The sequence below is a fragment of the Candidatus Binataceae bacterium genome, from assembly GCA_035308025.1.
In the GTDB taxonomy this organism is placed as follows: Bacteria; Desulfobacterota; Binatia; order Binatales; family Binataceae; genus JAJPHI01.
In genome coordinates this window covers 1-2040 of record DATGHL010000024.1, presented here as the reverse complement: position 1 = coordinate 2040, position 2040 = coordinate 1, and the positions used below count along the sequence as shown (strand labels likewise).

The window sequence follows — 2040 nt, the reverse complement described above, 5'->3', positions numbered from 1 at the left end:
GGGAAGGGGTTAGGGGTGGTCCGGACCGGTAAAATGGGTAACAGGTTAGACCGGTAAATGGGTAACAGGTAACGAGTCACGGCGGAGGTGAGCGCCGTGACTGGAAGCGGGACCTGTTGCATGAAGGAGAAGCAGAGATTCATCGCGGAGTATCGCAAGGGCGAGGAGACGATGAGCAGTTTGTGTCGGCGGTTCATGATCAGCCGCAAGACCGGCTATCAATGGGTGCGGCGCTTTGAGGGGCCGGGCGGCTGGGACGGACAAGCGAGCCGGAGTGGACGTCGAGCTTGGGTGATCACGCCGGCAGTGGCCGCGGCGATTGTGAAAGTGCGCGCGCAGTATCCGTTGGAAGGGCCGAAGAAGCTGGTGGTCCGTTTGACCCTCAAGCGGCGCCACCCGTCGGCCAGCGCGATCGGCGATTTTCTAAGGCGCAATGGTCTGGTCGCCAAGCGCCGTCGTCGCCGCCATCCGGTGCCGATGAGCGAGCCGTTTGCCGAAGTAACCCAACCCAACGATCTGCTGACGGTGGATCGCAAGGGCTGGTTCTGGACCAGGAACCATCGCAAGTGTGAGCCGCTGACGGTGATGGACGGCGCCAGCCGCTACCTTTTGTACAACCGGCACCTCAAGCCGGTCACCTACCAGCGGGTGCGCGCGATCTTCGCGCGGCTGTTCCGGCTGCACGGGCTGCCCAAGGCGATTCGCACTGACAACGGACCGCCGTTCGCAGCTATCGGTCCGGCGGGGCTGAGCAAGCTGGCAGTGTGGTGGATAAGACTCGGGATCAAGGTCGAGCGCATCGCGCCGGCTCATCCGGAACAGAACGGACGACACGAGCGGATGCATCTCACCCTCAAGCAGCATACCTGTGCGCCGGTGGCGCGCGACCTCAAAGCCCAGCAGCGGGTGCTCGAGCAGTTCCGCATCTACTACAACACCGATCGGCCGCACGAGGCGCTGGGACAAGTCACTCCGGCCAGCCTCTACTACCGATCGTCGCGGCCCTATCCAGCCAGGCTCGCCGAGCTGCGCTATCCGCCCGACTTCGAGGTGCGGCGGGTGCTCGGCAACGGCATGATTAAATGGCGCGGGCGCGCAATCTACATCAGCCAGGCACTCAGTGGCGAACTAATCGGCCTGGACACCGGCGCCGCGGAGGATCGCTGGCCGGCGTACTTCGCCACGCTGAGGCTCGGGGCGATCGATCTTGCGCGCGGCAAGCTAAGGTACGAGCCGCAGCCGCGCAACGCGCGGGCCAGCGAAAAGCACGCCGTCCCGCGCGCTGCTAAGCGTCTGCGACTCAGCTCCAGCAATCAAGGAAGCTCGCTTGCCCCGTCCGGCTGCTCGACTAAGCCAGGAGCAATTTTCCCGCCGCCCTCCAAGGCCAGTGAGAGGGCGGCGGAAAAATCGCCGCTAACATCTTCCACCAAAACTGTTACCCATTTTCCGGTTCAAAGTGTTACCCATTTACCGGTCGCACAGGGTTAGGTCGTCGGACAAGCTACGATCACGCGAAGACGATGCCCTCGCGCAACAATTTCACCTTCGTACTCTTCAGGCCGCAATCGGCGGGCAATATCGGCGCCGCCGCGCGCGCGCTCAAGAACATGGGCTTCGACGATCTCCGCCTGGTCGCGCCGGGCACGATGAATCAGCGCGAGGCAGTCGCGATGGCCGTACACGCGGACGACGTTCTCGCCGGAGCGACGACCTGGCCCGATCTCGCCTCCGCGCTCGCTGATTGCTCGGTCACCGTCGGCACCACCAGCCGCCGCGGCGGCTATCGCAGCACCGCGCAACCGCTTCGCGCCGCAGCGCTTGAGCTCGCGGCGCTCAGCCGCTCGAACAAGATCGCGGTAATCTTCGGGCGCGAGGATCGCGGCCTAACCAATCGCGAGCTCAAACTGTGCAATCGCCTGATTACAATTCCTACCGCGCCCGAATATCCGTCGCTCAATCTCGCGCAGGCGGTCGTCGTCGTCGCTTACGAGTTGATGATGGCGACCATCTCATCGGCCGCCCATTCCACCGCGCGCGAAT

At 63.9% G+C, this 2040-nt stretch carries 2 protein-coding genes; both read left to right on the top strand.

Annotated features, from left to right (window positions below; translation table 11 throughout):
* The first annotated feature begins 96 nt into the window (after window positions 1-96).
* Window positions 97-1488: an integrase core domain-containing protein gene (locus tag VKS22_06920; protein ID HLW70337.1), complete on the top strand. Its 1392-nt coding sequence runs from the start codon at window positions 97-99 to the stop codon at window positions 1486-1488.
* A gap of 32 nt (window positions 1489-1520) precedes the next feature.
* On the top strand, window positions 1521-2040 hold a 520-nt coding region (locus VKS22_06915; protein HLW70336.1), incomplete at its 3' end, for an RNA methyltransferase.